The sequence below is a fragment of the Janthinobacterium lyxosi genome (assembly GCF_051380665.1).
GTDB lineage: Bacteria > Pseudomonadota > Gammaproteobacteria > Burkholderiales > Burkholderiaceae_D > Janthinobacterium.
Window position 1 is genome coordinate 260804 of the sequence record NZ_JBNYXM010000002.1, and the last position, 23232, is coordinate 284035.

General features: G+C 63.0%; 21 protein-coding genes and 1 pseudogene. 12 read left to right on the forward strand and 10 right to left on the reverse strand.

The window, feature by feature from the left end; genetic code table 11:
• From ACQ4WP_RS03085 to ACQ4WP_RS03100, 4 genes are all read left to right on the forward strand, one after another.
• Positions 1-828 (forward strand): TPM domain-containing protein, encoded by an 828-nt coding sequence (locus ACQ4WP_RS03085; protein ID WP_436518619.1) that lies wholly within the window; start codon positions 1-3, stop codon positions 826-828.
• A complete protein-coding gene (locus tag ACQ4WP_RS03090; protein WP_436518620.1) occupies positions 828-1349 on the forward strand; it encodes a TPM domain-containing protein in 522 nt (173 codons plus the stop codon). The genes ACQ4WP_RS03085 and ACQ4WP_RS03090 overlap by 1 nt, the downstream gene beginning before the upstream one ends.
• Before the next feature lie 86 nt (positions 1350-1435).
• Positions 1436-2200: an SDR family NAD(P)-dependent oxidoreductase gene (locus tag ACQ4WP_RS03095; RefSeq protein WP_436518621.1), complete on the forward strand. Its 765-nt coding sequence runs from the start codon at positions 1436-1438 to the stop codon at positions 2198-2200.
• A 540-nt stretch (positions 2201-2740) separates the two neighbouring features.
• Positions 2741-3166, forward strand: a complete 426-nt coding sequence (locus tag ACQ4WP_RS03100; RefSeq protein ID WP_436518622.1) for a VanZ family protein — start codon at positions 2741-2743, stop codon at positions 3164-3166.
• 19 nt (positions 3167-3185) lie between these two features.
• Here ACQ4WP_RS03100 and ACQ4WP_RS03105 read toward each other — a convergent pair whose 3' ends face one another.
• Entirely contained in the window at positions 3186-3464 is a 279-nt protein-coding gene (locus ACQ4WP_RS03105; protein ID WP_436518623.1) for a hypothetical protein, read from the reverse strand.
• A 219-nt stretch (positions 3465-3683) separates the two neighbouring features.
• Between ACQ4WP_RS03105 and ACQ4WP_RS03110 the strand changes: the two genes are divergently transcribed.
• Together ACQ4WP_RS03110 and ACQ4WP_RS03115 are read left to right on the forward strand one after the other, a co-directional pair.
• Complete coding sequence (locus tag ACQ4WP_RS03110) at positions 3684-3917, forward strand: hypothetical protein (RefSeq protein ID WP_436518624.1); 234 nt, start codon at positions 3684-3686, stop codon at positions 3915-3917.
• Positions 3918-3934: 17 nt separating this feature from the next.
• Entirely contained in the window at positions 3935-4135 is a 201-nt protein-coding gene (locus ACQ4WP_RS03115) for a hypothetical protein (protein ID WP_436518625.1), read from the forward strand.
• Between the two features lie 50 nt (positions 4136-4185).
• On the opposite strand, the gene ACQ4WP_RS03120 is transcribed toward ACQ4WP_RS03115, so the two are convergent.
• The gene (locus ACQ4WP_RS03120; protein ID WP_436518626.1) at positions 4186-5313 is read right to left on the reverse strand and encodes a M24 family metallopeptidase; all 1128 of its coding nucleotides are present in this window, start codon (positions 5311-5313) and stop codon (positions 4186-4188) included.
• Between the two features lie 194 nt (positions 5314-5507).
• Entirely contained in the window at positions 5508-7013 is a 1506-nt protein-coding gene (locus tag ACQ4WP_RS03125; RefSeq protein WP_436518627.1) for a dipeptidase, read from the reverse strand.
• Between the two features lie 216 nt (positions 7014-7229).
• Here ACQ4WP_RS03125 and ACQ4WP_RS03130 point away from each other — a divergent pair, with 216 nt between their 5' ends.
• Complete coding sequence (locus ACQ4WP_RS03130; RefSeq protein ID WP_436518628.1) at positions 7230-8225, forward strand: LLM class flavin-dependent oxidoreductase; 996 nt, start codon at positions 7230-7232, stop codon at positions 8223-8225.
• 190 nt (positions 8226-8415) lie between these two features.
• The gene (locus ACQ4WP_RS03135) at positions 8416-9633 is read left to right on the forward strand and encodes an MFS transporter (RefSeq protein WP_436518629.1); all 1218 of its coding nucleotides are present in this window, start codon (positions 8416-8418) and stop codon (positions 9631-9633) included.
• Positions 9634-9683: 50 nt separating this feature from the next.
• Here the strand turns inward: ACQ4WP_RS03135 and ACQ4WP_RS03140 are convergent, their stop codons facing one another.
• The 6 genes from ACQ4WP_RS03140 to ACQ4WP_RS03165 form a co-directional block, all read right to left on the reverse strand.
• On the reverse strand, positions 9684-11336 hold the full coding sequence (locus tag ACQ4WP_RS03140; RefSeq protein WP_436518630.1) for a M28 family peptidase: 1653 nt from the start codon (positions 11334-11336) through the stop codon (positions 9684-9686).
• A gap of 137 nt (positions 11337-11473) precedes the next feature.
• The gene (locus ACQ4WP_RS03145; RefSeq protein ID WP_436518631.1) at positions 11474-12310 is read right to left on the reverse strand and encodes an HDOD domain-containing protein; all 837 of its coding nucleotides are present in this window, start codon (positions 12308-12310) and stop codon (positions 11474-11476) included.
• A 115-nt stretch (positions 12311-12425) separates the two neighbouring features.
• Positions 12426-13502: a BMP family ABC transporter substrate-binding protein gene (locus tag ACQ4WP_RS03150; RefSeq protein ID WP_436518632.1), complete on the reverse strand. Its 1077-nt coding sequence runs from the start codon at positions 13500-13502 to the stop codon at positions 12426-12428.
• Positions 13503-13523: 21 nt separating this feature from the next.
• Entirely contained in the window at positions 13524-14453 is a 930-nt protein-coding gene (locus ACQ4WP_RS03155) for an ABC transporter permease (protein WP_426072596.1), read from the reverse strand.
• Positions 14446-15522 carry an ABC transporter permease gene (locus ACQ4WP_RS03160; RefSeq protein ID WP_436518633.1) on the reverse strand — a complete coding sequence of 359 codons (1077 nt, stop codon included), beginning with the start codon at positions 15520-15522 and terminating at the stop codon, positions 14446-14448. The genes ACQ4WP_RS03155 and ACQ4WP_RS03160 overlap by 8 nt, the downstream gene beginning before the upstream one ends.
• Positions 15515-17029: an ABC transporter ATP-binding protein gene (locus ACQ4WP_RS03165; protein WP_436518634.1), complete on the reverse strand. Its 1515-nt coding sequence runs from the start codon at positions 17027-17029 to the stop codon at positions 15515-15517. The genes ACQ4WP_RS03160 and ACQ4WP_RS03165 overlap by 8 nt, the downstream gene beginning before the upstream one ends.
• 392 nt (positions 17030-17421) lie before the next feature.
• Between ACQ4WP_RS03165 and ACQ4WP_RS03170 the strand changes: the two genes are divergently transcribed.
• The 4 genes and pseudogenes from ACQ4WP_RS03170 (at position 17422) to gluQRS (ending at position 20815) form a co-directional block, all read left to right on the forward strand.
• Positions 17422-18285: an outer envelope protein gene (locus ACQ4WP_RS03170; protein ID WP_436518635.1), complete on the forward strand. Its 864-nt coding sequence runs from the start codon at positions 17422-17424 to the stop codon at positions 18283-18285.
• A gap of 78 nt (positions 18286-18363) precedes the next feature.
• Positions 18364-19508: pseudogene (tssF, locus tag ACQ4WP_RS03175) on the forward strand (type VI secretion system baseplate subunit TssF).
• Positions 19502-19702: a hypothetical protein gene (locus tag ACQ4WP_RS03180; protein ID WP_436518636.1), complete on the forward strand. Its 201-nt coding sequence runs from the start codon at positions 19502-19504 to the stop codon at positions 19700-19702. The pseudogene tssF and the gene ACQ4WP_RS03180 overlap by 7 nt, the downstream one beginning before the upstream one ends.
• A gap of 192 nt (positions 19703-19894) precedes the next feature.
• Complete coding sequence (gene gluQRS / locus ACQ4WP_RS03185; RefSeq protein WP_436518637.1) at positions 19895-20815, forward strand: tRNA glutamyl-Q(34) synthetase GluQRS; 921 nt, start codon at positions 19895-19897, stop codon at positions 20813-20815.
• A 76-nt stretch (positions 20816-20891) separates the two neighbouring features.
• Here the strand turns inward: gluQRS and ACQ4WP_RS03190 are convergent, their stop codons facing one another.
• The gene (locus tag ACQ4WP_RS03190; protein ID WP_436518638.1) at positions 20892-23123 is read right to left on the reverse strand and encodes a TonB-dependent receptor; all 2232 of its coding nucleotides are present in this window, start codon (positions 23121-23123) and stop codon (positions 20892-20894) included.
• Positions 23124-23232: the final 109 nt, after the last annotated feature.

The window sequence follows — 23232 nt, forward strand, 5'->3', positions numbered from 1 at the left end:
ATGAAAGCCTGGTCTTATCTGGCGGCGCTGGCGACGGCGCTGCTGCTGTGCACCAGCCTGCCCGCCAGCGCACAGGGCTTGCAAGCCGTGCCGCCGCTGGCCGCGCACGTGACGGACAACGCCGGCATGCTCGACGCCAAGCAGAAAGCGGCGCTGGAAGGCGTGCTGGCCGATTACGAAGCCAAGACGGGCAGCCAGATCGCCGTGCTGCTGGTCAAGAGCACGGAACCGGAAGCCATCGAGCAATACAGCATCCGCGTGACGGATGCCTGGAAGCTGGGCCGCAAGGGCGTCGATGACGGCGTGCTGCTGATGGTGGCGAAAGACAATCCATCCTCCTTGCGCCGCCTGCGCATCGAAGCGGGCCGCGGCGTGCAAGGCGTGCTGACGGATGCACAATCGAAACGCATCCTGCAAGACGTGATCGCACCGCATTTCAAGCAGAACGATTTCTATGGCGGCCTGGTCGCTGGCATAGGCGCCATTGCGACCCTGCTGAACCAGGAGCAATTCCCCGCACCGGCCCAGCAAAAGGCACCGGCCACGGTGGACGCGGGCGGCATGACCTTCTGGCTGCCGCTGCTGTTCTTCGGCTTCCTCATCGTGCTGACCCTGTTCCGCTCGCGCGGCGGGCCTGGCCGGCTGCAGCGCGGCAGCAACTGGTCCAGCGGCGCCACGGGTGTCGTGCTGGGCAGCATTTTGAGCCAGGCGCTGAACAATCGCGGTGGCGGCGGTGGTTTTGGCGGTGGCGGTGGCGGTGGCGGCGGTGGTTTCGGTGGCGGCGGCGGCGGCGGTTTTGACGGCGGTGGCGCCTCGGGAGATTGGTGATGACGAAACAACTGACATTTGGACAGCGTTGCGGACGCGCCTTGAAGCATTTGCGTGGCACGCCCGCGACAGCGCGCCAGGCATTTCCCGAACGCACCCTGAAGGCCATCGAGACGACCATCGCCGATGGTGAGGCGATGCACCAGGCGGAAGTGCGCCTGATCGTCGAGGCGGCCCTGACGCCCGGCATGGCCTACCAGGGCATGAGCAACCGCGAGCGGGCGCGCGAACTGTTCGCCCAGTATGGCGTCTGGGATACGGAAGACAACGTTGGCGTGCTGATCTATATCAACCTGGCCGAGCACCAGGTCGATATCGTCGCCGACCGCCACGTGGGCCGGCGCGTCACGCCGGAACAATGGCAAGGCGTGTGCCGCACCATGACGAAAGGGTTCAAGGATGGCAATTACCACGACAGCACGCTCGATGCCTTGCAGCAGCTCAATACCTTGCTACAAAGCCACTTCCCCGCCGACGGTACGCGCGGCAACCAGTTGCCGAACGAACCCATCGTCCTCTGATTCCTGCCCAGGGATTAAAATCTGCCCATTGCCGCGCAGGCCGGTGGCCTGGGCAGCGCGGCCCCCATTACCGTCGAGGAGACCGCATGAAACTGATCAATAAAACCGCCATCGTCACGGGCGCCACGCAAGGCATCGGTCTGGCCTGCGCCACCCGCCTGATCGCCGAAGGGGCGCAGGTGATGCTGGTCGACATCAAGGAAGAAGGCGTGCAGGCGGCCGCCGCCCTCGGCCCGCAAGCGCGCTTCTTTTGCGCCGACGTCAGCCAGAAGGCGGACGTCGATGCCATGCTGAAGGAAACGCTGGCCCAGTTCGGCCACATCGATATCCTCGTCAACAATGCGGGCGTCACGCACGCGGCCGATTTCCTCGATGTCTGCGAAGACGATTTCGACCGCGTCATGCGCATCAACCTGAAATCGATGTTCCTGTGCGGCCAGGCCGTGGCGCGCGAGATGGTCAAGCGCAACAGCGGCTGCATCATCAATATGTCCAGCGTGAATGCGGAACTGGCGATTCCGAACCAGGTGCCGTATGTGGTGTCAAAAGGCGCAATCAACCAGCTGACCAAGGTCATGGCCTTGAATCTCGCCTCGCACGGCGTGCGCGTGAATGGCATCGGGCCGGGTACCATCCTGACGGAACTGGCCAAGCAAGCGGTGCTGTCGAGCCCTGAAGCGCGCCACACGATCCTGTCGCGCACGCCGCTGGGCCGCTGCGGCGAGCCGGAGGAAGTGGCCGGCATCGCCGCCTTCCTGGCCAGCGAAGACGCCACCTACATGACGGGCCAGACCATCTATGTCGATGGCGGACGCATGGCGCTCAACTACACGGTGGCCGTAAAGGAGTGAGAGTGAAACAGGAGAGTTATATAAAAAATGAATAATGCATATCTAAAAAGATCATTAGACACATATCGTGCGACGCACGCATAATGCACCTGTCTCCACTATTCTCCTCCAAGAAAATAGTTTTAAGCCCGCTTTCACCAGCGGGCTTTTTTTTGCTGTCACTCCTGAAACATGGCCATTCTTGCCATATCCCACAATTTTCCCGGTCATTCTGCCTGCCGCAAAAAAATGTTGCGGCGTGTCATCGGCCCGTCATGTTGGCCCCCTATACTTGCTTCATCTGCTGTACAGGCAACCGATATGCCTGACTACAGACAGGTGTGCTGCGATGGCACACCACTCCCCTTTCATGACCGTGGCGCGCGCCGGCAAGGCGCGCGACATGGTAAGCAACTCTCAACTCTTGACCCACTCATTTGGGTTTTTGGCCCGCGTCCCCGCGGGCCTTTTTTTGCCTGTACGGCAGGCTCTTGCGCAAAAACACAGCGGTCCGCCATGCACATGATATTGTGACTGCCTTTCCATCTGTCCTGACGCATCATGCCTGCACCATTGCTCGAACTCTGTTTTGCCGACCGCCACGCACGCCTGCGCTACCGTACCGCACTGCTGTTGTATGTCCTGGTGATCCTGGTCGGCGACATACCCGGCGTGCGCGCGGACGTGGGCCAATATGCCTCGGGCGGCGTGCTGCATTCCTTCGGTTATGGCGTGCTGGCCCTGATCCTGTTCAGCGGCACGCGCGGCGGCATGGCGCGCCGGGCGCTGCTGTCGGTGCTGATGGTGGCGGCCATGGGCGCGCTGGACGAATTCATCCAGAGTTTCCTGCCTTACCGCCATGGCGCCGTGAGCGACTGGGTGGTCGATATCACGGCCGCCGCGGCTGTCTGCCTGCCGCTATATTTCTTCTGGCCGAAAATGGTCGCCGCAGCCCTCGGCAAGGGCGCGCCGCTGCCCGAAGCTTGAACTGGCGCGTGACAGCCCGTCAGGCGCGGTCCGCTTCGCTATCCTGCAAAGCCAGCGACAACTGTCCCTGGCTGCGCGCGCCCAGGCGCCGCATCAGGGCGCGCGTCTCGCGCCGGCTGCCGGCGCCCACGGCGCGTGCCGCATCGCGCTGCATGTCCAGCAACTGTTCCGAGCGCACCAGCCTCACCAGGCCATGCAAGGCCTGGGTCAGCACATGGCGCGCACGGTCATCGCGCGCAGTGCCGACGACGGCCAGCACCAACTCATCGATCAGTTTTGCGGTAGGACCAGATGACATTTTTTCTCCCTATTCAACAGTGAGGAAACGTGCGGATGCACAAATGGTAATTGCCAGCATCGTTTATACCAAGCACGGCAATTAGCTGCTTGATCTAGCTCAATCGGCAATGACGGCTGCCGAACATCCCGGCGCCACCGTGCTCTTACATGCAGCAATCGCTGCTATCCGCATCACCGCGGGTGCCGATCCTGAGTGTTCGACCATGAGGAGAGCAAGATGCTAGCGAAAAAAAACCCGCTGCTGGCCGGCCTGGCTTGTACCTTGCTGGTGGCCTGCCACGCCACGGACAATGCCAGCCTGACGCGCAGCAATAGCGGCGCAAGCTATGCCGCACCGGCCAGCAGCACGACCAGCATCGCCACCGATACGGGCAAGGCCATGAGCAGTGACATGCGCAGTGAAATCAGCCAGTCCAGCATGAACATCAGTTCAGCGAGGTGCAGTCGATAGTAACCGTGCCGCGCGGCATGGATCAAGGCAGTGCCGACATGCAGGCGGGCACATCAGGCACCGCCGGCAGCACCTCGGGGGCGGCGGGCAATATGCTGTACCGCATCACCTTGCGCCTGGACGACGGCACGCCGCGCACCTTCATGCAAAATACCCAGCCCGTCTTCCAGATCGGCGACCGGGTCAACGTGCAAAAAGGCGTGATGCGGCGCTATTGATATTGCCGGGGCTTGCCGATGCTTGCCGATGTTTTGCGCACATGGCCGCATCAGGCCAAGGCCAGGGTCAGCGGCCGGCTGCGCCCCTGCACCACGGCGGAGGGCCAGGCCGGGTCGTGCGTCAGGTTGTGCAATTGGCTGCCGTCGAGCAGAAAGGTGTCTTCCACCGTGCTGCCGGGCAAGCTGGGGTGGAAGGCCAGCGCCATGCCACGCTTGAGGATGATTTCCGTGTGCGCGCCGGCGGCCACTTCGGGCGCCAGGTAGCCATGGATGCCGCCCTGCCGGCTGGTACGCACCGTGTCGGGCTGGCCGGCATACGCGTAAGCGCTGTCGAGCGCGTGATACACCATGCTCAGTGCATGGCCCGTCTCGCAAGCGTCGAGCGCCACCGCTTCCAGCGCCAGCATGGCGGCATCGGCATCGTCCATGGCCACCGCCGCGCCATCGGCGCGACGCTGCGCCGGGCCGAAGCGCCGTTGACGGCTCAGGCTGGCGCACAGACCGAAACGCCGCGCGCACAAGGCCAGCACGGCTTGCGTGCCCAGCACCACCTGGGCCGGCGGCGCGCGCCGATACCGCTGTTGGCGCGCCTCTCCGCTCACCAGCACATGCACGGCCTGCAAGCCCCGCAGCCACAGCGCGCGCACGCACGCGGCAGCCAGTTCCTGCTCGCTCCAGTCGGGGCGCGCCTGGCGCAGCGCATCCGCGGCCGCGCCGGCAGCCAGCCGTCCTACCTGGCGATAGCGCTGCTGCTCCGATTCCAGCAGCACCAACCGCTCTTCGCGCAGGGCCACGGGCAGGCTGCGTTCGCGCAAGCCTGGCCGGTCGGACAAGACAGGCGCACCACCGGCCGCATGCTGCACGAAATGCTCGCGCAACTCATACAGCTGCGGCTGCATCCAGGGCGACACTTGCCACGTCCATGGCCCGCGCACTTCCTCCTCGCGCATGCGCGTGGCTTCGGCTTCGTCTGTCAGGATATAGGCGGCGTCACGCGTCACGAGCACTTCCGCACAGCCGCACTCGGCCGTATGGCTATGGCTGTTCGACGCGCCCGCCGTGGCCCACGCAAACCAGTCCACGCCGCGCAGGCGCACGGCACCGGCACGTTCCTGCTCCAGCCAGCCCCGCAGTTGCGCCAGCTTGTGCGCCACTTCCAGTTCCAGCGGCCAGTTCATGGCCGCCCCTCGTCCGGGTTCAGGCGCGGCACCACACCGCCTACCCTGCCTGGCGCCAGCCGGGCCTCCTGTTGCTCATGCATAGCTGCTCCCTTCCTATATGGAAACGTCAGACCCGCATGCGCATAAAAAGTTCGGCGCCCGGATTCGTCCCAGGCTTGCAGTCTATGACTTCCCTCTATTTTTGCAAGCGGCTATTTCGCCAGTTCGATCAGCACGGCCGTGTACATCTGCAGATTCAGCAGCAACTGCTTTTCCGTGATGAACTCGTGTTCGGAATGCCCCGTGTATACCGTGTGCGGCATGGCCGGGCCGAAGCTGACGGCATTCGGGAACAGGCGAGAATTGGTACCGCCGCCGATGGCCACCGGTTGCGGATTTGCCATGCCCGTGTAGTGTTCGAAGACGGATAGCAGGGTGGGAATCTGCGGCGCGCCCATTTGCAGCCACGGCTCACCGATCTGCACCTGCAGCGCTGCCGGCACCTGGCGCCGCGCCTTCCAGCCATCGAAGGCGGCCGTCACCTGCTGCTGCAGCACGGCCGCCGTCTTGCCTTGTGGGCGGCGCACATTGATGTTCAGTTCCAGCGCGCCGCCCTGTTGCTTGAGCACGGTAGGCGCCACCGTCATCGGGCCCATGAAACCGTCGCGATAGGCGATCTGGTCGAAGCGTTCGCCGTAGATGCCCGTGCCCACCAATTCATTCAGGAACGACAGCATGTCGGCCGCCTGCGTGCCCTGCCACGGCTGCACGGCCAGCGCGTCGGCCAGCATGCTGATGGCGTTGAGGCCGTCTTCCGGCTTCGACGAGTGGGCCGACACGCCCAGCGCCGTTACCGTCAAGGTGTCGCCATCGCGCGTCAAGGTATAGCGCATGCCCTGTTGCTGCAGCGCACGGGCGCGGATGACCGCTTCCAGCGCCGCCGGTGCGTGCTCGATGACGGCTTGTGCGTCTTCCGGAATCTGGCTGCCGAAAAAGCCGCCTGTCAGCTGCGTCAGTACGGGGCCGCCCGCAACCGGCAGTGCCGTGCGCGGCGGCAAGGTCAGCTTGATGGAACCATAGCCCTTCTCGGCTGTCACCACCGGGTATTCCGCATCGATGGTGATGTTGACTTGCGGCGGCGTATGGGTCTTGAGGAACTGTTTCAGCGGTTCCCAGTCGGACTCCTCGGCCATGTAGACGTACAGTTCGATGCGCTTGCTTAGCGGCACCTGTTTATCCTGGATGGCTTTCATCGCATACAGGGCCGTGGCGATGGGCCCCTTGTCGTCTTCCGTACCCCGTCCCAGCAGTTTTCCAGGCTCACTGCTGCGGTCCAGCTCGAACGGCGAACGGGCCCATTTGGCGGGGTTCACGGGCTGCACGTCGCCGTGCGTGATCACGCCCACCCTTTCGCGGCCTTTCCCCATGCCGATGATCAGCACATGGCCATGATCGTGGAAATCGAAACCCAGGCGCTGCGCCTCTTGCGCCAGGTAGCGCTTGAAGCCCGTGTGCTGGGGATTGTCGGCAAACGGCACAGCCGGGTCGGCCACCGTGTTGAAACTGACCATCTTTGCCAGGCAGGCGATCAGCGGTTCGGGATAGGTGGCCAGCGCGTAGCGGGCCGTGTCCTGCGCCTGCAGGCTGACGGGCGCGGCGTGAACGGAGGGCTGCAACAGCAGGCCAAACAGAGACAACAGGATGGGTTTCTTGAGCATGGCGGGGCGCATAGAGTGGGGACGTCCACTCTAGCATTGCGAGGGACGATTTCCAATCGATACGAGTTTTTTACCGATCAGTACGCAAATTCCCGATTCGCATTATCATGTGCACAGTCTGTCTTCCCCGCCACGCTGTCCTGGGTAACCCTGCCAGCGTCAGGGGATAGACAAATCGTCCATTGTGATTTTCCACCACGTCCCGATATCGCTACCATGATTCCATTTTCCATACTCGACCTCGCACCCATCGCCGAAGGCAGCCACGCCAGCCAGTCGTTCAAGAATACGCTGGACCTGGCGCAGCACGGCGAACGCTGGGGCTACCACCGCTACTGGCTGGCTGAACACCACGGCATGCCCGGCATCGCCAGCGCCGCCACGGCCGTCGTGATCGCCCATGTGGCGGCCGGCACGAAAACCATCCGCGTGGGCGCGGGCGGCGTCATGCTGCCGAACCACTCGCCGCTGGTCATCGCGGAACAGTTCGGCACGCTGGAAGCGCTGCACCCGGGCCGCATCGATCTGGGCCTGGGCCGCGCGCCAGGCTCCGACCAGACGACGGCGCGCGCGCTGCGCCGCGACTTGCAATCCGACGCGGAGCAGTTTCCGCAGGACGTACTGGAACTGATCGACTACATGTCCGACGAGCCGCGCCAGCGCGTGCTGGCCGTGCCCGGCAAGGGCGCGAAAGTGCCCGTATGGATACTCGGTTCGAGCCTGTTCGGCGCCCAGCTGGCCGCCCATCTGGGCTTGCCGTACGCCTTCGCCTCGCACTTCGCGCCGCAAATGATGCTGCAAGCCGTGGCCTACTACCGCGAACATTTCAAGCTATCGAAGCAGCTGGCGAAACCGTATGTGATGCTGGGCTTTAACGTGTTCGCCGCCGACACGGATGCCGAGGCGCACCTGCGCGCCACCTCGATGCAGCAAGCCTTCGTCAACCTGCGCACGGGCCACCCGTCGCGCTTGCAGCCGCCCGTGCCCGGCTATCTGGAACAGCTGGGCCCGCAGGAACGCGCCATGCTCGACTCCGTCCTGTCCTGCACTGCCATCGGCGCGCCGGACACGGTGAAGGCGAAGATGGCCGCCTTCATCGCCGAAACAGGTGCCGACGAGCTGATGATCACCTCGCAGATCTTCGAGCACCAGCACCGGCTGCGCTCGTATGAAATCACAGCGCAGGTGCATGCGGAACTGGCGCAGCAATAGTAACTGAACGTTTCCTCCCTCGGTATATCCCCGTATACCCTTTTCCCGGCCATCGGTATCGATCGCCGGGATTTTTTTACCTGGCATTTTTACCTGCCACCCAGCCGCAAAATCGGCCGCGCCCGGCAAGAAATGCGCAGCCCCGCTATCATGCTGATCCAAAAGCGTCATTCCAAGAAAGTCGTACCGCATGAAATCTGCAGTCCCCCCTTCCCTCGATGCCAGCACCCTGCTGAGCTCCACCCGCATCCTGCTATTTGCCCTGTCGGCCGGCGTGCTCGTTGCCAGCCTGTACTACGTGCAGCCGCTCACTTCCATGCTGGCCGCCTCGTTTGGCGTGAGCGTGCCGCAAGCGGGCTACCTGGTCACGGCCACGCAGATCGGCTATGTGCTGGGCATCGTGTTTTTAGTACCCCTCAGCGACGTGTTGAACCGCCGCCAGTTGCTGACGTGGATGCTGATCGCCAAGATAGGCGCCCTGCTGCTGGCCGCCACCAGCCAGAATATTATCGTCTTTGCCATCGCCAGCGTCTTGATGGGGATCACGGCCAGCGCATTGATGGTGGTCACGGCCATGGTGGCCTCGTATGCGCCGGATCACAGTCGGGGCCGCATGGTAGGCACCGTCATGACGGGCTTGTTGTTGGGCATTCTGCTGGCGCGCACCGTCTCCGGCACGGTGTCGCAGATCAGCGGCGGCTGGCGCACCGTCTACGTGCTGGCCGCCATCGTCGTGGCCGCCCTGCTCGTCATGCTGCGCCGCATCCTGCCGAACGAGGCGCCGCGTGGCAAGCTGCAGTACGGCAAACTGATGGCGTCGCTGGCCGACATCATCCGCCAGGAACCCTTGCTGCGCCAGCGCGCCCTGTTCTCGGGCCTGGGCCTGGGCACCTTCAGCGTGTTCTGGACGGGCTTGACGTTCTTACTCAGCGGCGCGCCCTACCACTATTCGGAAATGCAGATCGGCCTGTTCGGCCTGGCCGGCGCCACGGGCGCCTTCGCTGCCAACACGGCGGGCCGCATGGCCGACCGCGGCTATGCGCGCCAGGCCACCTGGCTGCTGGCCGTCGCCTCGATCGCGGGCTGGGCATTGATCGGCTTTGGCGCCCACTCGTTGCTGCTACTGCTGATCGGTATCGTGCTGCTGGACATGGGCGTGATGGGCTTGCAAGTGACGCACCAGTCCATCATCTACAAGCTGGCGCCGCATGCGCGGGCGCGCGTGACCACCGTCTTCATCGCGGGCGGCTTCATCGGCGCCTCGGCAGGTTCGGCGCTGGCCAGCGCCAGCTTTGCCGCCGGCGGCTGGCCCGCCCTGTGCGCCGTGGGTGGCGCCATGCCGCTGTTGCTGCTGCTGGTGTGGAGCAAGTATCGCCACACGCAGCGCAGGCTGGAACGGGCGAGCTGAGACGCAAAAAAAACCGCTCAAGATTGAGCGGTTTTTTTATGCCGAGACAGTTACTTCGATTGCCCGCGCGCCTTGCCAAAAGAGTCGCCCGCCTTCCAGGTCGGCATCCTGGCGGCATTCGCCACGGCTTGTCCCAGGTTCAGGGTGAATTGCGCCTGCTGCGTCATGCCGGACAAATCCCAGCTGGCATCGTACTCATCAGTGACTTGGTGGTAGCGGGGGCCGTAGGCGGCCGCCTTGGCCTTCGACGCTGCCACGTCCTTGATGTACTCGCGTCCGCCATTGATGGAAAACGCGGGCACGCCCGCCTTGGCAAAGCTGAAATGGTCGCTGCGGAAATAGCCGCCGGCCAGGTCGGGTCGCACTTGCGCGATGTGCATGCCCATGGCTTTGGCCACCGTGGCCGCCATGGCACCCAGTTCCGTGCGCTCGCTGCCCTGCGCGCCGATGTCATGCGTGGCGCCGACAAAGTTCAGGCTATCCAGGTTCAGCGCGGCCGCCGTCTTGTCCAGGGGCCACAGCGGATCGGCCGCATAGGCGGCGCTGCCCAGCAAGCCTTGTTCCTCGGCCGCTACCCACAGAAAGATCTGCGTGCGCCTGGCCGGTTTCTTGACGGCTTCCTGCGCCATGGCCAGCAAGCCGGCCGTGCCGGAAGCGTTGTCGACGGCGCCGTTGTAGATCGTATCTCCCGCTTTTTCGTCACCCTCGCCTTGCTGGCCCAGGTGGTCCCAATGGCCGCTGTAGATGACGGCTTCATCCTTCAATGTCGGATCGGTGCCCGGCACCATGCCGGCGATATTGAATTGCTCCACCTTGCGCACGGCGGACTTCATTTCACCGCTCAACCTGGCGTCCAGCGCAACGGCCTTGAAGTCCTTGCTTTCCGCTTGCGCGCGCAAGGCATCCAGGTCCTGGCCGCCGGCCGCAAATAAGCGGCGCGCAGCATCTTCCGCGATCCAGCCCTGCAGCGGCGTGCCGGCAGTGCGGTCGGCCAATTGGAAGCGCTCGCTGCCGCTCCAGCTGTTTTGCACCACGCTCCAGTCGTACGATGCGGACGGTTTCGTGTGGATCAGCAATACGCCAGCGGCGCCCTGGCGCTTGGCTTCCTCAAATTTGTAGGTCCAGCGACCGTAATAGGTCAGCGCCTTGCCGGCGAAGCGGTTCGGCTCGGCAACAGTGGGCTGCGGGTCGTTGACCATCATGACGACGATCTTGTCTTTGACATCGGCGCCCTTGAAATCGTTCCAGCCCTCTTCCGGCGCCGTGATGCCGTAGCCGACGAATACGAGCGGCGCATCAAAGGTATGCGCGGCAACGGAGTCGCCCGTGGCCCACACCCAGGCAGGACCAAAGGCCAGCGGCACGGCCTTGCCGCCCGCCACGGCTTGCAGGCTGCTGTCTTGTGGCAAGGATTTCACGCCGGCGATTTGCACGCTCTGGCGGTAACTGTTGCCGCGCACGGGTTGCAGGCCAGCCATCTGCGCCTGGGTTTCCAGGTACGCCACCGTCAGGTCGGCGCCGCGCTGGCCCGTACCCCGGCCTTCCAGCAAGTCGTTCGACAGGAAAGCCAGGTGGGCGCGCAGCGGGGCCTCCTGCACGATGGGCAAGCCGTGCGCGGCAGGCGCGGCGGCGTGCGCGGAAAACGCCAGCGCCAGGCTGGAAGCGAGCGCCGTGACGGCCAGGGAAGAAAACAGCTTCTGCATAAGATCCTTTGGGTAAGAGGAGACATTCAGTCCGGCGGATGGCCGGGCCGGCGATTGTATGCCATGGGGAAAGATGCATCAAAATGCGGACGAAAAAAATCCCCGCGGCAAGGGCGGGGATTTCATGGCCGAGTAATTTACACCAGCAGGGCCGCCGCCAGGGATTCGATCTCTTCGGCCGATTCCTCCAGGATGGTGTGCAGGGTGCTGCCGCCGATGCCGAAGTCGATCTTCGCCGCCGCCTGGCGCCGCGCGGCGCTTTCCGGCGGGTGCAGGGGCGAGCCCACAGGCGACAGATCGTTGGCCAGCACCAGGGTCGCGCCCAAGGTACGGGGCGGGAACGGACTGCCGCCATGCCACATGCCTTCCACGGCTTGCAAGACCATGTCGGGCACTTGCAGCTGGCGCAGCACGCCACGGCCGATCAGTTTTTCGCCGTACTCGATCCAGTCTTCCGTATTGTCGTCCAGCAAGCCCGGATATTCCTCGGCGCGCGACAGCAGATAAAAACCGCCCACTTCGTGCACGATGGCGGCGAACATGGCCGTTTCCACGTCCACATGCGTGACTTTCCGGGCGATGACCTGGCTCAACGCAGCCACGTGGACCGTGTGCTCCCACAGCTTGGCCGACTTGGCGCGCAATTGCGGGTCCGTGATCTGGCTACCCAGCTGGCGCACGATGACGGACGCCACCATCGATTTCAAGGTGGCAAAGCCCAGGCGCGAAACGGCCGCGCGTACATTCGCGATTTCATTGCCGGAACGGTTGTAGGCGGCCGAGTTGGCCAATGCCACGACCCGCGCCGACAGCAGCGGCTCGGCCATGACCATGCGGGCGGCCGCTTCGATATGGCAATCGGGGTCGTCCAGCGCTTCCTGCAGCTTCAAGGTGGCCTTGACGTTGGCGGGGAACGTCAGCTCGCCCTTGCTCGCTTGCAGCGCGATAATCTTGAATACTTCCAGTCTGTCCATGGGTCGATCTCCGGTACGGGCCTATTCAGGCTCTGCTGTGTGGATGGGCCGGGAATGCGCTCCCGGCCCGGCTCCCGTTTCCGGCAATATTACAGCATGTTTACAGCCACTCCTATTACTTTCCGGAAACTTTTCCTGCCACGCCTTCGACAAAATAATCCATCTTCGTCAGCGCCGCATCATCCAGCACGCCTTTGTCCAGGCGCACCTTGCCATCGTTATCCTTGATCGGTGCGCTGAAAGGATTGAGCTTGCCAGCAACAAAGTCTTTCTCGCGCGCCAATACAAACTGTTTCACATCGGCGGGCACGGCAGCGTTGATGCCTTCCAGCTTGACCATGCCATCCTTGATGCCGCCCCAGGTGCTGCTGGACTTCCACGTGCCGTCCAGCACGGCTTGCGTCTGCTTCGTGTAGTACTCGCCCCAATGGTGGGTGACGGCGGCCAGCTGCGCCTTCGGCCCGTACTTTTTCATGTCCGAGTGGTAGGCGATCGCATACTTGCCCTTCTCTTCCGCCGCTTGCACCACGGCGGTCGAATCCGTGTGGTGGGTGACCACGTCAGCGCCCTGGCCGATCAGGGTGATGGCCGCGTCGCGTTCCTTGCCCGGGTCGAACCAGCTATTCACCCACACCACTTTCACTTCCGCCTTAGGGTCGACGCTGCGCATGCCGCGCGTGAAGGCGTTAACTCCTTGCAACACTTCCGGGATGGGGAAGGCCGCCACATAACCGGCCACATGGGTCTTGCTCATCTTGCCGGCCAACACGCCCGCCAGGTAGCGGCCCTCATAGAAACGCGCATTCGTATTGGCCACGTTGACGGCCGTCTTGTAGCCAGTCAGGTGGATGAACTTCACATTAGGAAATTGCTTCGCCACTTTCAAGGTGGGATTCATGTAGCCGAACGAGGTCGTGATGACCAGCTTGCTGCCCGTTTGCGCCAGGTCGCGGATCACGCGCTCCGCATCGGCGCTTTCCGGCACGTTTTCCACATACTTGGTGGTGATCTTGTTGCCCAGCGCCTTCTCCATTTCCTTGCGCGCCTGGTCATGCTGGGTGGTCCAGCCCGCGTCGCCGATGGGGCTGATATACACGAAGCCGACGTTTAATGGGGCAGCGGCAGGCGCGGCGGCCATGGCGGGCATCAAAACAGCACTGCAGACGGCGGCGCACAGTAATTTCTTGGACATGGTGTTCCTTGTGATGAGTGATTAATTTCCGGGATTGAAATTTTTCCCCAGTGAAGCGGGCATGTTGAGCTTGATGTAATTGGCATTGCTGGAGATCAGCACCAGCACGACGATGGCCGCCACATAGGGCAGCATCGACAGCAGTTGCGAGGCGATGGGCACGCCCAGCGCCTGCGCGTGGAAAGTCAAAATCGTGATGCCGCCAAACAGGTAGGCGCCGCCCACCACGCGCGCGGGGCGCCAGGTGGCAAACGTGGTCAGTGCGAGCGCGATCCAGCCCCGTCCCGCCACCATGCCCTCGACCCACAGCGGCGTGTACACCAATGACAAAAAGGCGCCGGCCAGGCCGCAGCAGGCGCCGCCGAACAGCACGGCCGCCAGGCGGATACGGCGCACAGGGTAACCGAGCGCATGCGCGGACGCTGGCGACTCGCCCACGGCGCGCAGCACCAGTCCCGCCCGCGTGCGATACAAAAACCAGGCGATAGCCACGCACAGCAATAGCGACAGGTACACCATAGCATGCTGGCGGAACAGGGCCGGGCCCAGCACGGGAATGTCTTCCAGGAAAGGGATACCAAACCTGCCGTTGTGCAAGCTGTTGCCCACATACTTCAGGCCGATATACGTGGATGCGCCCGCGCCGAACAGCGACAAGGCCAGGCCCGTCGCGTACTGGTTCGTGCCCAGCCACACGGTCAGCCAGGCAAAGAAGCCGGACAAGACCATGCTGGCCCCCGCCCCCGCCAGAAACCCCAGGGTGGGGCTGCCCGTGTTGACGGCCACGGCAAAGCCCGTGATGGCCGACACCAGCATCATGCCTTCCGCGCCCAGATTGACCACGCCCGCCTTTTCATTGACCAGCAGCCCCAGCGCAGCGAGCATCAGCGGCGTGCCTGCATTGATGCTGGCGGCGATCAATGGCGCTATCGTCAGGGCCAGGTTATCCATGTTTTCTCCAGCGCAGTTTGTATTGGATCAGCACGTCGCAAGCGAGCAAGGCAAACAGCAAGATGCCCTGGAACACCCCCGTGATGGCACTGGGCAGGCCCAGGCGCGACTGCGCCAGTTCGCCGCCGATATAAAACAGGGCCATGACGAAGCTGGAAAAAATCACGCCCACCGGATGCAGCCGGCCCACGAAGGCGACGATGATGGCGGCAAAGCCGTAACCGGGCGAGACGGTGGGCGTGAGCTGGCCCATCGGCCCCAGCACTTCGCACGCGCCCGCCAGCCCGGACAGGGCGCCGCAAATCAGCAGGGACGACCACAAGGTCTTGCGCGAGGAAAAGCCCGCATAACGGGCGGCGGCCGGCGCCATGCCGCCCACGCGCAGGCGGAAGCCGGCAATGCTGCGTGACAAATACAGCCAGCCGCCCAGCGAGGCCAGCAAAGCGAAGATGATGCCCACATGCAAGCGCGTGTCCGTCACAATCATCGGCAACAGCAAGCCGTCGGACAGCAGTTTCGATTGCGGAAAATTGAAGCCTTCCGGGTCGCGCAGCACACCGTACACGAGATAGCTGAGCAGCAACTGGGCGATATACACCAGCATCAGCGAGACGAGGATTTCGCTGGCGTTGTAGCGGTCGCGCAGCCAGGCCACCAGTCCCGCCCAGGCCATGCCGCCCGCCATGCCGGCCAGCAGGGAAACGCCGATGATGGCCGTACTCCCCACGCCATCGTCGAGATACAGGGCGGCTGCGCCGCCGCAGATGGCGCCCAGGGTCAGCTGCCCTTCCGCGCCGATGTTGTAAATATTCGCGCGAAAGCAGATGGCCAGTCCGACGGCGATCAAGAGCAGCGGCGCCACCTTGATGCCCAGCTCCGACCAGCCGTGCGCGTCGCGCAAGGGTTCGACGAAGAAGACGGCCAGGCCCGCCAGCGGATCGTGTCCCAGTGCAAGAAACAACAGCGCGCCGCACAACACGGTCAGCAGCACGGCCAGCACGGGCGACAGCCACGACATCAGGCGCGACGGTGTAGGACGGGCTTCCAGGCGCAAGGCAAACTTAGCCATGGACAGCCTCCTGCGGCCACAGCCCGCTCATCCACTGCCCCACGAGCGTCACGCTGGCCTCGCCCACGTCCAGGGACGGGGAAATTTTTCCTTTCGCCATTACCAGCAAACGGTCGCTGATCTCGAACAATTCATCGAGTTCCTCCGATACCACCAGCAGGGCGCAGCCCGCGTCGCGCAGCGCCAGCAATTCGGCACGGATTTGCGCGGCCGCGCCCACGTCCACGCCCCAGGTCGGCTGCGCCACCACCAGCACGGTGGGCTCGCGCATGACTTCGCGTCCGACTATGTATTTCTGCAAGTTGCCGCCCGACAGGCTGCGCGCCAGCGCCTGCGGTCCGCCCGCCTTCACCTGGAAGCGCGCGATGATGGCGGCCGCCCGCTGCGCGATGACCTTGTGGCGCACGAAGCCGTGGCGGATGGTGGCGGGTGTCTGCAAGCTGAGCAGGACGTTGTCGGCCAGCCCCATGTCGGGCACGGCGCCCCGCCCCAGCCTTTCCTCCGGCACGAAGCCGAAGCCCAGGGCGCGTCGGCGTCCCGGCGGCAAGCGTCCCGCTGGCGTGCCGTTCAGGACGATGCTGGCAGGGGCTGCGCGCATGTCCTCTCCGGACAGGGCCGCCAGCAATTCCTGCTGGCCATTGCCGGACACGCCCGCGATGCCGACGATCTCGCCCGCGCGCACGTCGAAATTAATGTCCGTCAACTGCGTGGCGAACGGATGGCTCTTCGGCAAGTCCAGCTGCCGCACGCTCAGCATGGTCGCGCCGGGCGTGCGCGCCACGCGCGTGACGGCGGGCGGCTCGGCGCCGATCATCATGCGCGACAGGCTGGCCGCCGATTCTTGCGATGGGTCGCACACGCCCGCGTTCTTGCCGGCGCGCACCACCGTGCACGTGTGGCACAGGGCGCGGATCTCGTCGAGCTTGTGGCTGATATACAGGATGCTGCAGCCTTCGGCCGCCAGCTGGCGCAAGGTGGTAAACAGTTTTTCCACGGCGCCCGGCGTCAGTACGGACGTGGGCTCATCGAGGATCAACAGTTGCGGCTTGGCCAGCAAGGCGCGCACGATTTCCACGCGCTGGCATTCGCCCACGGACAAGGTGTGCACGTGGCGCTGCGGCTCCAGGTCCAGGCCGTACTGGCGCGCCGTCGCCTCGATGCGCTGCGCCAGTTCCGTCATGTTGGTGCCGGCGGGCAAACCGAGGGCGATGTTTTCCGTCACGGTGAGCGTATCGAACAGGGAAAAGTGCTGGAACACCATGGCGATGCCCAGCGCGCGCGCGGCCGACGGGTTGGCGATCTCGACTTCGCGGCCATTCCACCGGATGCGGCCACCATCGGGCTGCACGGCGCCGTAGATGATTTTCATCAAGGTCGATTTGCCGGCGCCGTTTTCGCCGAGCACGGCGTGGATCTGTCCGGGCGCCACGCTGAGGTGGATGCCGTCATTGGCCACCACGGACGGATAGCGCTTGCTGATGTCGTGTAATTCCAGGCGTGCCGTCATTGTTTTTTTCGTGCCTCGCTGCATGATCGCCGGTGGGAAAAATCAAACTGATGTCTCTATCGTATCGGCATCCGCGGTGCTTGGGGGCGGGCGTGGCGGCGCGCATTTCTATTTCCGCAAAAAAACAACACCTGTATACAATTTTGAAAAAAATTATCAGCTTTACAGCAGCCGCCTTGCCCCGCAAGGGCGAGAAGGTGCGATGATTATATGCAGGAAATGATAGTAAGTATGCAGAAAATACATATCGTCCGATGCAGCGATGCTCGCATCATGGATTGAACGGCGCGCAATATGCCCCATCGCAGCGCTTCATGTGCTCTAGTGGGCTAACCCCCTGCGCCCTGCCCTCCCCAGTTCCCGTTTTCCAACACCGCTATCAGGAGCCGAAAGTGCCAAAAACCATACCGTGTCTGTTGCTCTGCCTCACTACCACCCTCGGCGTGGGCGCAACCGCCCAGGCTGCCGAATGGAGCGATACCGCGCTGAGCTGGCGCGCCGGTAATGATTACCGCGAGCCGTTCAATCCGGACGACATCAAGAAAAACATCTTTGCCATCACGCACGCCAGCGGCTACAAATACGGCAGCAACTTCGTCAACCTCGATTTCCTGATGTCCGACAGCAAGGACCCTGGCGCGCTGGGCAAGACTTCCGGCGCGCAAGAGGCGTATCTGGTGTACCGCAACACCATCGACATCGGCAAGGTGCGCGGCAGCGACATCAAGTTCGGCCCCGTGCGCGGCATCGGCGTCACCCTGGGTTTCGACGTCAACACGAAAAATGACGTCGGCTACAACTCGCGCAAGCGCATGCTGGTGGCCGGCCCCACCTTGATGTGGGACGTGCCCGGCTTCTTCAACACCAGCCTGCTGTTGCTGCGTGAAAGCAACGCCCCCAGCGGTGCCTTCCCGCCCATCTCGCAAGTGACGGGCCGCTACACGTATAAAACGCACGCCATGCTGACGGGCGCCTGGGCCATTCCCCTGTCGCCGCTGTTCTCGTTCGAAGGTTTTTTTAACCTCATCGATTCCAAAGGCAAGGATGAAGTGGGGCGCGACACGGCGGTGGAAACGAATATCGACATGCAAGTGATGTACGACGTGGGCGCGGCCCTGGGCAGTGCCAAGAACACTTTCCGCGTGGGCCTGGAATACCAGTACTGGAAGAACAAGTTTGGTAACTCGCCCGCCACCACGGGCAACGTGGGCCAGACGGCGAAGACGCCGATGATACGCGCGGAATACCATTTCTAAAATTCATTGTTACGCATCAATACCCACGCTCGCGCCTGATGCCAGCATGAAGCTTTCTTGCTGGCGGAGAGCGCGACCGTGGAACAGCTATTACCGTATTACGAGCGCGAGCTGGGCTTGTTCCGCCAGTACACGCGCGAGTTTTCCAGCCGTTATCCGAAGGCGGCCGGGCGCCTGCTGATCGCCGGCGAGACATGCGAAGACCCGCACATCGAGCGCCTGATCCAATCCGTCGTCCTGCTCACGGCCAGGGTCGCCAAGCGCCTCGACGACGCCTATCCGCAATTCACCCATTCCCTGCTCGACACCCTGTACCCGCACTATCTGCGGCCCTTCCCTCATGCTCCATCGTGCGCATCACCGCCGACGAAGCACCCGGTGGCGGCCAGCTGGCCCAGCTTGTGCATGTTGCGCGCGGCACGGTGCTGCGTTCGCAGCCGGTACAAGGCGTGGCCTGCAAATTCACCAGCGCGTATGACGTGACGCTGGCGCCGCTGGCCATTTCTCGCCTGCATTTTTCACCGCTCATCGACGCGCCGCCCGGCCTGCGCCTGCCTGCTGGCGCCAGCGCCCTGCTCAGCATTCAATTCACCAGCAGCAGCGCTCAGTGCCATCTGGATCAAACGGGTTTTGCCAGCCTGCGCCTGTTTGCCGATGGCGAACCGTCCGTGCGCGCGGCCCTGCTCGACGCCCTGTTCCTGCGCGGCGCGGGCGCGTATGTGGCGCTGGACGAACACAGCCCGTGGCTGGCTGTCGATGGCACGCTGTTGACGCCGGCAGGCTATGCACAAGACGACGCGCTGATCCCCATTTCCGCCCGTTCCCGCCCGGCGCTGCGCCTGCTGACCGAGTATTTCGCCTTTCCGGAAAAATTCCATTTCATCGATATCGCCTGGTCCAGGCTGACCGCCCTGCTGCCGCAACAGTGCCGCCAGTTCACCGTGCACCTGCCACTCAAGGGCGTGCGCAGCGACAGCCACGAGGCGAGGCTCTTGTCCGGCGTCAGCCCCGGCAACCTCTTGCTCGGCTGCACGCCCGTCGTCAACCTGTTCGCCAAGTCCGGCGTGCCGATCCGCCTCACGCATACCGAGCCCGACTACGCCCTGATGGCCGATACCACGCATGCGTTTGCCTACGACATCCACAGCATCGATGCCGTCACCCTGGTGCGCAAGGATGAGGCCGGCGAGCGCCTGGCAGCCAGGCGCTGCGGCACATGCTGATGCTGTTCGGCCAGCCACTGGTGCGCTACGAGATCGTGCTGGTGCTGCGCGCCAGCGACGTGCGGGGACTGGCATTGATGGCCACCGGACAAGGCAGCCTCGGCTGCGACAGTTTCCTGGGCGCTGCGGCAACACCGCGCCACCGCGATGACATGCATTACGAAATGCAATTGATGCCCTCACTCAACGATTGAACCTTGCGGCCGCGCAAAACGCTTGTGTTCGCTATTGCTACAGTCGGCCAACGATCCCTAGTCACATATGAATCAGGGCCATAATTTGACTTGAATATCACTCTGAACGATACTTAGCGCTGCCTACTTTAGATGAGTCATGGTTCATAGCAACACCAGCACGTATCACTACCGTCAACAACCTTCATCCGTATGCTCCTGCCCACCGCTCCCTACATCGGCCGCTTCGCCCCCTCTCCCTCCGGTCCCCTGCACATGGGCTCGCTCGTTGCCGCCATGGCCAGTTATCTCGATGCGAAGGTGCATCGTGGCACGTGGCTGCTGCGTATCGAGGACCTGGACTATGACCGTAATGTCGAGGGCGCCGATATGGCGATCCTGGCCACCTTGCAGCGCTGCGGCATGGCGTGGGATGGCGAGGCGACGTGGCAGAGCCGGCAGCTGCCGCTGTACGAGGCGGCGCTGAAGCAGTTGCAGGATGATGGCCTCGTGTATGCGTGCGGCTGTTCGCGCAAGGAAATCCACGATTCGGTGGTGCAAGCGGGTATGCACAAGAATAAAGCCGCCGTGTATCCGGGCACCTGCCGCCATGGCCTGGCGCCGGGCAAAGCGGCACGGGCTTTGCGGCTACGCGTGCCAGAGGGGCCACAAGCCGTGTATGGCTTTGCCGACCGCTGGCATGGTGCGCAACGGCAGAACCTGGCCGGCGAAGTGGGCGACTTCATCGTGCTGCGCGGCGATGGCTACTGGGCGTACCAGCTGGCCATGGTGGTCGACGATGGCGCGCAGGGCATCACGCAGGTGGTGCGCGGCGCCGACTTGCTCGATTCCACGCCACGTCAGCTGTATCTGCAGGATGTGCTGGACTTGCCCCATCCCGGCTTTTTGCACGTACCTGTCGTCAATAATGCCAGAGGCGAGAAACTGTCAAAACAGACGGGTGCCCTCGCCTTCGATACGGGCACGCATGCCGCCGAACTGCTGGCGTCGGCACTGCTTCCTGCTGCCCGCTTCCTCGGTCTCGACGTACGCACCGACAACCTGGAAAATTTCTGGCGGCAAGCCATACCCGCCTGGGCGCAGCGGCTGGCGCAACTTCCCGAGCGGGCATAAAAAAACCCGCGGCGGCGCAAACCGGGCGGGTTGAAGCAGGCGCTGGCCGCAAGGGCCGGCGCCTGGTATCAGGCAATTAGAAGTTGCCTTTAAATTGCACACCAAATTGACGTGGCTCATTGATAAAGCCCGTGCGGTTGTTGAAGTCGATGGCGCCCGTGATGCGTTGGGTGTCCGTGATGTTGCGGCCAAAAGCGGCCACTTCATACTTGCCGGCATCCCAGATGTAGCCCACGCGCAAGCCGCCTTCGACCATCGGCTTGCCGGTGAACTCGGTTGCTTCATACAGGAAGAAGTTGATCTTGCTGCGGTAAGCCCAGTCCGTGAAGACGAAGAATTCGCCATTTTCCATCGGGATCGAGTAGCGGCCCGTGGCGGTGATCGTCCACTTCGGCGCTTGCGGCAATGGATTGCCGTCGATGATGGCGTTGCCCGCGGCGTTTTTTGGATCCGTCACGCTGCAGCGTTTCGCATTGCAGGTGGCGATCGACAGGCTCGGGTCCTTGATTTCCGTGAAGTTGTAGCTGCCGCCCAGGGACATCTTCAGGCTAGGTGTTACAAAACCTTCCAGTTCCAGCTCGGCGCCACGGCCATTCGTCTTGGCTGCATTGATCAAACGCGTCACGTTCGAGGTGCCGCCCACCACCGTCAGCTGCTGGTTTTTCACCTGGTAGTCATACACGCTGAAGGCGACGCGGGCGCGACGGTTGAACAGGTCGGCCTTGACGCCGGCTTCGAACGAGGTGATGGTTTCCGCATCGGCCACCGTCACGGGTACCGTGTCGCTGGCCGGAGCGATACTTGGCGCGCGGAAACCGGTGGCGATACGGCCGTAGAAGTTCACGTCCTTGTTGTATTTATACGTGCCGCTCAAGTCCCAGTTGACCTTGGCCTTGCTGACATCGGCGCTGCTCGGATTTTTTTGATCGATGTTGTAGACCGATACCGTGTCAAAATCCTTCTTGTCCTTGGTGTAGCGCAAACCGGCGCGCAGCATGAAGTCGTCGTTGACGGCGTAGTTGACGGAACCAAACGTGGCCCAGGCGGAGTTCTTCTGGCGGCTGGCCAGGTGCTTGATCAGCACGTGCGTGTTGGTATCGAAATTATCGGTGAAGCCGTTGGCATCTTCATTGAAGTAGTACACGCCAGCCTGCCAGTTCAGTGGACCGGCATTCTTCGATTCGGCGCGGAATTCTTGCGAGTATTGTTTCACGCTGGTGATGCCGCCCGCCGTTTCAACCTGGAAGGGAACGTCGCCCGGCCCCGTCGGCGTGCCGCCGTCGATGTCGCCATGCGACACGTAATTGCCGACCTGTTCAAAGCCGGTGATCGAGTACAGCTTGACGCCGTCCAGGTCCCAGCTCAGGCGCGCGCTGGCGCCATTGGTGCGCAGGCGCTGGAAATTCGGTGCATTCGTAAACGACTTGTTCGGGTCGAAACCGTCGACGATATCATTCGTGCCCTGCTTGATCATGTTGGCGTAGAAGATACGCGCGCTGCCCGTGGTATTGCGCTGGTGCACATTGAACAGGGCGTTGAACGTCGTGTTCGGTGCGTACAGCAGTTGCACGCGTTTGGCGTGTTCGTTGTAGCCGTCCAGCGCGTTTTTCTGGCCCGTAAAGGTGTTATCGACGTAGTCGTCGCGGTGCTGGCGCAGGGTCGAGAAGCGCAGCGCCCATTCTTTGCTCAGCGGCACGTTGACGGCGCCATCGAAATTGCTGGTGTTGTGCGTGGCGGTGGAAACGTTGTAATAGCCTTCAACCTTATCCAGGTTCGGCTTGACGGATTCGAACTTGACCACGCCGGCAGGCGTGTTGCGGCCAAACAAGGTGCCTTGCGGGCCACGCAGCACTTCCACGCCAGCCACGTCGAAAATCGGATAGCCCTTGAGGATGGGGTTTTCTTGCACGACATCGTCGTAAATCAGGGAAACAGGTTGCGATGCAAAGATGTTGAAGTCGGTATTACCGTAGCCGCGGATGTAGAAGCGGGGGAAAGTACGGCCATTCGACGATTCCACGTTCAGGCTCGGCACTTTGCCGGCCAGCACGCGGATATCTTGACCGCCGGACACCAGCACGTCGAGCTTCTCGTCGCGCAACAGCGACACGGAGACGGGCACGTCGCGGATATTTTCCTTGCGGCGCTGCGCCGTCACCGTCACGGTTTCCAGCTGGCTGGCGGCAGGCGCCGTATCAGCAGCGACTTCATCTGCATACGCCGAACCGATAGGCAGGGTAGCGGACAGTGCCAGCATGGCGGCGCTTTTGGCGCACAACCGCTGGTGCATCTTGGACATCTTGATCATGTTGTTTCCCAGAAGTTTAAAAAAGAATTGCGAAATCTGTCTTCCAACCTGTCTCCGGCTTATGTACGGCGCTGGCGTTCTCCGCACCGTCATGGTGCAGCAGCGCGAG

What these genes read in the sequence shown, in the direction of transcription:
- ACQ4WP_RS03085 (WP_436518619.1), top strand. Translation starts at nt 1, where the DNA reads ATGAAAGCCTGGTCTTATCTGGCGGCGCTGGCGACGGCGCTGCTGCTG.
- ACQ4WP_RS03090 (WP_436518620.1), top strand. Translation starts at nt 828, where the DNA reads ATGACGAAACAACTGACATTTGGACAGCGTTGCGGACGCGCCTTGAAG.
- ACQ4WP_RS03095 (WP_436518621.1), top strand. Translation starts at nt 1,436, where the DNA reads ATGAAACTGATCAATAAAACCGCCATCGTCACGGGCGCCACGCAAGGC.
- ACQ4WP_RS03100 (WP_436518622.1), top strand. Translation starts at nt 2,741, where the DNA reads ATGCCTGCACCATTGCTCGAACTCTGTTTTGCCGACCGCCACGCACGC.
- ACQ4WP_RS03105 (WP_436518623.1), bottom strand. Translation starts at nt 3,464, where the DNA reads ATGTCATCTGGTCCTACCGCAAAACTGATCGATGAGTTGGTGCTGGCC.
- ACQ4WP_RS03110 (WP_436518624.1), top strand. Translation starts at nt 3,684, where the DNA reads ATGCTAGCGAAAAAAAACCCGCTGCTGGCCGGCCTGGCTTGTACCTTG.
- ACQ4WP_RS03115 (WP_436518625.1), top strand. Translation starts at nt 3,935, where the DNA reads ATGGATCAAGGCAGTGCCGACATGCAGGCGGGCACATCAGGCACCGCC.
- ACQ4WP_RS03120 (WP_436518626.1), bottom strand. Translation starts at nt 5,313, where the DNA reads ATGAACTGGCCGCTGGAACTGGAAGTGGCGCACAAGCTGGCGCAACTG.
- ACQ4WP_RS03125 (WP_436518627.1), bottom strand. Translation starts at nt 7,013, where the DNA reads ATGCTCAAGAAACCCATCCTGTTGTCTCTGTTTGGCCTGCTGTTGCAG.
- ACQ4WP_RS03130 (WP_436518628.1), top strand. Translation starts at nt 7,230, where the DNA reads ATGATTCCATTTTCCATACTCGACCTCGCACCCATCGCCGAAGGCAGC.
- ACQ4WP_RS03135 (WP_436518629.1), top strand. Translation starts at nt 8,416, where the DNA reads ATGAAATCTGCAGTCCCCCCTTCCCTCGATGCCAGCACCCTGCTGAGC.
- ACQ4WP_RS03140 (WP_436518630.1), bottom strand. Translation starts at nt 11,336, where the DNA reads ATGCAGAAGCTGTTTTCTTCCCTGGCCGTCACGGCGCTCGCTTCCAGC.
- ACQ4WP_RS03145 (WP_436518631.1), bottom strand. Translation starts at nt 12,310, where the DNA reads ATGGACAGACTGGAAGTATTCAAGATTATCGCGCTGCAAGCGAGCAAG.
- ACQ4WP_RS03150 (WP_436518632.1), bottom strand. Translation starts at nt 13,502, where the DNA reads ATGTCCAAGAAATTACTGTGCGCCGCCGTCTGCAGTGCTGTTTTGATG.
- ACQ4WP_RS03155 (WP_426072596.1), bottom strand. Translation starts at nt 14,453, where the DNA reads ATGGATAACCTGGCCCTGACGATAGCGCCATTGATCGCCGCCAGCATC.
- ACQ4WP_RS03160 (WP_436518633.1), bottom strand. Translation starts at nt 15,522, where the DNA reads ATGGCTAAGTTTGCCTTGCGCCTGGAAGCCCGTCCTACACCGTCGCGC.
- ACQ4WP_RS03165 (WP_436518634.1), bottom strand. Translation starts at nt 17,029, where the DNA reads ATGACGGCACGCCTGGAATTACACGACATCAGCAAGCGCTATCCGTCC.
- ACQ4WP_RS03180 (WP_436518636.1), top strand. Translation starts at nt 19,502, where the DNA reads ATGCTGATGCTGTTCGGCCAGCCACTGGTGCGCTACGAGATCGTGCTG.
- gluQRS (WP_436518637.1), top strand. Translation starts at nt 19,895, where the DNA reads ATGCTCCTGCCCACCGCTCCCTACATCGGCCGCTTCGCCCCCTCTCCC.
- ACQ4WP_RS03190 (WP_436518638.1), bottom strand. Translation starts at nt 23,123, where the DNA reads ATGATCAAGATGTCCAAGATGCACCAGCGGTTGTGCGCCAAAAGCGCC.